Here is a 5517-nt window from a genome sequence, read left to right as displayed (position 1 = left end):
GCTCGAACTTCACCAGCTGATTGTCCACGGTGTCCAGGCTCTCGCTGGTTTCCGTCAAAAACTCCCGCAACAGATCATCCATGAAAACAGGCCTTCATACAGGGAGGGCGCGCACACAAGACGTGATGCGCCAATTCGGAATGGGGCCAGCTTCACCGCAAAGCGTTTAATAATGGTTGAGTATGTGGAAAAGAACGGAACCAACAAAGAGATAAGGCGCTCCGGACAAGCCGAAGCGCCTCGTAAAGATTCGATTAACGTTTGAGAGCGGCGGCGTGTCTACGACGCGATAATGGTGATGGCCTCGCCTTCGTGCGCGAGCCTCACGGTCAGCCCGCAAGCCTCTGCCAACAGCCGCGTATAATAAGGCTGGATCGCATGTGCATCCGCAGCCGGGCCGCGCTCGCCGCTCAGGAGCTCGGAGATGTTCTGCGGCAGGCGCGCATTATGTCCGGTCGCGGTGATGCGGAAGCTCATGGTCTCGCCCTCGCCGATCGGATCGATCGTCAGCGTGCCGCCGCGCGGGATCGTGTGCTGCGAAACGACCAGCATGTTGAGCAGCAGCTTGACGCGATTCTTCGGCAGCAAGATCCGCGGCAGATTCCAGGTGATCGAGCACTTGCCGTCCTCGATGTGGCCGCGCGCCATGGTCTGGGCATCGCCGAGATCGATCTGCGCGCCGGACGAGCCGGCCGCACCAAAAGCGAGGCGGCAGAACTGGAGGCGAGCGGAGGCGGTTTTCGCGCTCTTGCGTATCAAGTCGAGTGCGAACTCGCGGTCGTCGGGCTTGGGATCGTCGTCGAGCACTTCGAGCCCATTGACGATGGCGCCGACAGGGCTGATGAGATCGTGGCAGACCCGCGAGCACAGCAGCGCAGCGAGTTCGAGCGCATCTGGAGCGGTGGCGGTAGCGGGTGACGAAGCGTCAGACATAAAGGGTTCCTGGAATTGCACGGCGCGGACGCGGCGAATCAAGCATGCTTGACGAATGCCGCAGGTTCTAACATTCGCTGGCACGTGGCAGCTAGCTTGCGATCGGTTCGAAGCGGCCCTAATGCCGCGGCGAATCACTCGCTTAGGGATGGAATTGCCGATGAATGAGGCATGCAGGTGAAGCGGATCATCGACGGCGCGGCCGCCTCCCACCTGATGGAGCCGCTCACCGCCCTGGTGGTGAAGGCGGGCGAAGCCATCCTCGCGGTCAACCGCGCAGCGATGCGGGTCGACGGCAAGCAGGACGGCTCGCCGGTGACCGAGGCCGACCTTGCGGCCGACCGCATCATCGCGGACGGGCTGGCACAGCTTGCGGGCGACATCCCGACGCTCTCGGAAGAGCGGACCCAGCTCGCCTCGCCGCCGTTCCGCGCCAGCTTCTTCCTGATCGACCCGCTCGACGGCACCAAGGAGTTCGTCGCCGGGCGCGACGAGTTCACCGTCAACCTTGCCCTGGTGACATCGGGCGTGCCGCTGCTGGGCATCGTCAGCGCGCCGGCACTCGGGCTGCTCTGGCGCGGCATCGTCGGCCGTGGCGCCGAGCGCGTCGGGTTCGACGGCGCAACCATCGGCGCTGCCGAGCCGATCCATACCCGCAAGCTGCCGCCCCTGGGCGAACCCTGGATCGCCGCGGTGAGCCGCTCGCATGGAGATCCCCGAACCGAGGCGTTCATCGATCATCGCCCCAGCGCCGTCAGAAAGGCGGTCGGCTCGGCCGTGAAATTCGGACGGATCGCGGAAGGCAGTGCCGACATCTACCCCCGCTTGGGGCCCACTTGTGAATGGGACGTCGGGGCCGGCTACGCGGTCGTGACCGCGGCCGGCGGCAGCGTGACCGACGGCAAGGGCGGCGCGCTCCGCTTCGGCGAGCGGCACGATGGCGGCTTCATCATCCCGGAGTTCATTGCTTGGGGTGACCCGCAGGCGGCAAGACTCTGAGGTCGTAAAGGGGCCTACTGGCTGAGCTTGTCCTGGAGGGCGGGCCAGCGCTTGCCCACCTCATAGAGGAAGCGCTCGGGATTGGCGGCGAAGGCGTCGCGATTGGCTTCCCGGCTGAACAGATAGAGCCGCTGCGCCGCGATCGCGAAGAAGCGGGGGTTACCGGCGATGATGACGCCGCGGGCGATATCGACCGGATCGTAGCCGCCGAACTGCGGCCCGTAGACCTCGGGATGGGCGAGGAAAGACGCCCGGTTGCCCTCGTTCCGAAAGCGCCAGACGGCGCCCCACAGGTTCGCCTCGAACTCGGCCGTCCCCTGCACGGCCGTGCCAGCGACGAAATAGGCCACGGGGTCGAAGCCCTCGATCGCCACGCCACTGAAACGGTTGACGACGATCCGCTCGGTGGTGGCCGCCTGCGCCGGCAACCCCGCGCAGAGGATCCAAATGCCCGACAGCATGCAGACCAGAAGGCCGATCAAGGCAATTCCGGGGCGCAAAGGGCTGGCTTCCTGCCGTTGTGCCGTCATAGTTGCTGCGGATAACATCCGAGTCGAGGGGACATCCGGCGCAACCTAGAGCCGCGCCTGTTGGCGCCAGGTTAAGGAAGCGACCGGATTCGATACCAGGGGTTCTTTTATGACTTTCGCATCACGCCTTGCCGCAGTCGCGCTTGCCGCGATGGTCGGGTGGATCAGTCCGGCTTCCGCCCAGCAGCCGCCGCCGCCCGACTTGCCGCCGCCGCAGCGGACCCAGACGCCCAGCACCTATGGGCCGGACGAACTCGTGAACGCCGGGCATCGCTTCTTCGGCAACGTCTCGCGCGGTCTCGCCTCGATCATCGAGAAGGCGGTCAGCCAATGGGGCCTGCCCAACGGCTATATCCTCGGTGAGGAAGGGTCCGGCGCTTTCGTCGCCGGCCTGCGCTACGGCGAAGGCACGCTCTACACCAAGAACGCCGGTGACCTCAGGGTCTACTGGCAGGGTCCCTCGCTCGGCTTCGACTGGGGTGGCGACGGCGCGCGCACCATGACGCTGGTCTATAATCTGCCCGCCACCAACGCGATCTACCAGCGCTTCGCCGGCCTCGACGGCTCGGCCTACATCATCGGCGGCTTCGGCATGACGGCGCTCACCGCCAACAACATCGTGCTGGTGCCGATCCGCTCGGGCCTCGGCCTGCGGCTGGGAGCCAATATCGGCTATTTGAAATTCACCCCGCGCGCGACCTGGAACCCGTTCTAGCGTTCCGCTTTCCCCTCCGGCGACGGATCAAGGTTAACGACATGTCGGGGCTGGCTTTTTGCCGGCCCCGCATGCAATGTCCTTGGTAAATTTTTCCTTAGCTTTGGGAGTTCTGGCCCATGGTCGAACCGATCATGTACCTGGCGATCGGTTTCCTGCTCTCGATGCTGTGCGGGCTCGCGATCGTGCCGCTGGTGCATAACCGCGCCGTGCGCCTGACCACGCGCCGGCTCGAGGCCGCCACGCCGTTGTCGATGGCCGAGATCCAGGCCGACAAGGACCAGCTCCGCGCCGAGTTCGCCATGTCGGCGCGACGGCTGGAGATGAGCGTCGACCAGCTCAAGAACAAGACCACGAGCCAGCTCGCCGAGCTCGGCAAGAAGAGCGACGCCATCAACCGCATGAAGATCGAGCTCGGCGAGAAGAACGCCACGATCTTCGCGCTCGAAGCGCGCGAGAAGGCGGTGAAGGAGCAGCTCCGCGCCACGGAAGAGGAATTCAACACCAAGACCGCAGCCCTGCGCGCCGCCGAGCTCGCGCTGACCGACAAGCAGGGCGAGCTCGCAAAGATCAATTCCGAACTGTCCGACCGCTCGATGATGGCGGAGAGCCGTCAGGTCGAGCTGGTCGCGGTCCGTGCGCAGATCGAGGAGCTGAAGCACCGCGTCGGCGACGCCGAAAAGGAATTTGCCGCGACACAGGCGCGGCTGGCGCAGGAGCGCACCGAGTCCGAGACCGCTTCGCGCGAGCTCGGCGACGCCCGCGGCCGCGTCGAGAATCTGAGCCAGCGCGTCACCGACCTCGATCGCCAACTCATCGTGCAGGTGAAAGAGGCCGAGATGTTGTCGGGCCGCGTCGGCGATCTCGAGGGACGCCTTGCCACGCAGGGCAAGCTGCTCGCCGAACGCGACTATGAGAACAACCAGCTCCGCCAGGCCAACGAGGCCAATGAGCGCATCATCAAGGAGCTGCGCGTTGAGATCGCGGCGTTGAGCGGCGGCAAGTCCTCGGCCGCAATGGAATCGATCCGCGCGGAAAAGACCGCGCTCGAGGAGCAGCTGCACACCGCCCGCGACGAGCGCGCCAAGCTCCAGCGCGACATCAACGCGATCCAGCAACAGGCCGAGAGCTCCTGGGCGACCGAGCGGATGGAGAACGCGCTGCTGCGCGAACGCATCAACGACATCGCAGCCGAGGTGGCCAAGCTCGCGATGCAGCTCGAAGGGCCGAACTCGCCGATCGAGGCCCTGCTCGCGGCGGAGGCCGGCCAGCCGCCGAGGCCGGCGCCACGCCCGGCCAACGACGCCCCTGCCAACGGCACCGCCGCAGGCACCCTGCCCGAAGGCGGCGGAACACTGGCCGAACGCATCCGCGCGCTCCAGGCCCACGCCTCCCGCGCCCGCCAGCAGGGCGCGTAAGCGGCCCCAAGATGGTCTGACCGCCGAATTGCGGGTCCGGGGGAAGGTTTTCCGGCCCGGCAGCGCCTCGAAACTTGACACCTTCGGCCTGCACTTCTAAATCGCGGGCTCCAAAGCATCGGCGGCCGAAACTCGGGTCGCCTGCATGATGGTTTCGGGTGCATAGCTCAGCGGGAGAGCGTTCCCTTCACACGGGAGAGGTCCAAGGTTCGATCCCTTGTGCGCCCACCATTAACCCAGCTAAATCAGCCACTTAGCGGCAAGGTTCTCCAAGTATGTGCCCCAAAAAAGCGGGGGCACAATAGGGGCACGAAGCGAGCAATGATGGTGCGAGGCCTACAGAACGGCTCGGCTGGTCATCGTACGACCGTTCGATGTTCTCCCCACCCAACCAGTGTAGGCGACCTCGTTTGTCTCGACGCGCTCTTGTCCTGCGACGTTCCTGCACTGTTTCGCTCTGCCTTTAGTCCTTCTCAGGCGGTAAGCGATCACTCTGCCGAGCAGCAGGACTTCGGCTGCGTCCCTAAAGAAAAACCCGCCAGCGACGTAGGGCTGACGGGTTCTCATTTGCCCGTGCGTATCCGCGGTACTCGTCACCTATCCGCGATGGCACATCGTGCAGCCATAACGATCGACGTTTAGGTTATCACCGTCTCTTGCTGGCTGATGTGTTGCTCGCCTTGATGAAGGCGACGCTCGGCCAAGGTCAAGAATGAGGGGCGGCAGCGGTCTCGCTTACCTTGTCGTCCGTTAAGAAGGCGAATTGAGCGGGGCTGGACCGGCCAGCACGCGGCATAGTCGGACCAGGAACAGGCACAAGAGTTCTCTGAGCCAGGCGAGGATGCGGCGGAAGTTGTGGCCGACGGCTGAGAGGATGACGTTGGCGGCGTCTCCGGCACGGCCTTTGAGGTAGCAGCGACCG

The 5517-nt window shown here is 64.9% G+C and carries 6 protein-coding genes, 1 tRNA gene and 1 pseudogene; 5 read left to right on the top strand and 3 right to left on the bottom strand.

Annotated elements, in window-relative coordinates:
- On the top strand, positions 1-265 hold a 265-nt coding region (locus tag IVB32_RS19790), incomplete at its 5' end, for a hypothetical protein (RefSeq protein WP_247410976.1).
- A gap of 14 nt (positions 266-279) precedes the next feature.
- On the opposite strand, the gene IVB32_RS19785 is transcribed toward IVB32_RS19790, so the two are convergent.
- The gene (locus tag IVB32_RS19785) at positions 280-933 is read right to left on the bottom strand and encodes a histidine phosphotransferase family protein (RefSeq protein WP_018458347.1); all 654 of its coding nucleotides are present in this window, start codon (positions 931-933) and stop codon (positions 280-282) included.
- A 171-nt stretch (positions 934-1104) separates the two neighbouring features.
- On the opposite strand from IVB32_RS19785, the gene IVB32_RS19780 reads away from it, so the two are divergent.
- Entirely contained in the window at positions 1105-1932 is an 828-nt protein-coding gene (locus IVB32_RS19780; RefSeq protein ID WP_247300655.1) for a 3'(2'),5'-bisphosphate nucleotidase CysQ, read from the top strand.
- A gap of 14 nt (positions 1933-1946) precedes the next feature.
- Here the strand turns inward: IVB32_RS19780 and IVB32_RS19775 are convergent, their stop codons facing one another.
- Positions 1947-2432 (bottom strand): YHS domain-containing (seleno)protein, encoded by a 486-nt coding sequence (locus IVB32_RS19775; RefSeq protein WP_026233560.1) that lies wholly within the window; start codon positions 2430-2432, stop codon positions 1947-1949.
- 139 nt (positions 2433-2571) lie between these two features.
- Between IVB32_RS19775 and IVB32_RS19770 the strand changes: the two genes are divergently transcribed.
- The 3 genes from IVB32_RS19770 to IVB32_RS19760 all read left to right on the top strand — a co-directional run bounded on the left by IVB32_RS19770 (position 2572) and on the right by IVB32_RS19760 (position 4826).
- Complete coding sequence (locus IVB32_RS19770; RefSeq protein ID WP_018458350.1) at positions 2572-3177, top strand: DUF1134 domain-containing protein; 606 nt, start codon at positions 2572-2574, stop codon at positions 3175-3177.
- 119 nt (positions 3178-3296) lie between these two features.
- Positions 3297-4595 carry a hypothetical protein gene (locus tag IVB32_RS19765; protein WP_247337937.1) on the top strand — a complete coding sequence of 433 codons (1299 nt, stop codon included), beginning with the start codon at positions 3297-3299 and terminating at the stop codon, positions 4593-4595.
- A 156-nt stretch (positions 4596-4751) separates the two neighbouring features.
- Positions 4752-4826 (top strand) — tRNA-Val (locus IVB32_RS19760).
- Between the two features lie 519 nt (positions 4827-5345).
- Here the strand turns inward: IVB32_RS19760 and IVB32_RS19755 are convergent.
- Positions 5346-5517 (bottom strand): annotated as a pseudogene (locus tag IVB32_RS19755) (IS5/IS1182 family transposase); the annotation flags it as partial.

The organism is Bradyrhizobium sp. 23, from assembly GCF_023073295.1.
Classification (GTDB): Bacteria; Pseudomonadota; Alphaproteobacteria; order Rhizobiales; family Xanthobacteraceae; genus Bradyrhizobium; species Bradyrhizobium canariense_D.
Note: the sequence above shows the minus strand (reverse complement) of the source record. Positions and strands in the feature narration are given on the sequence as shown.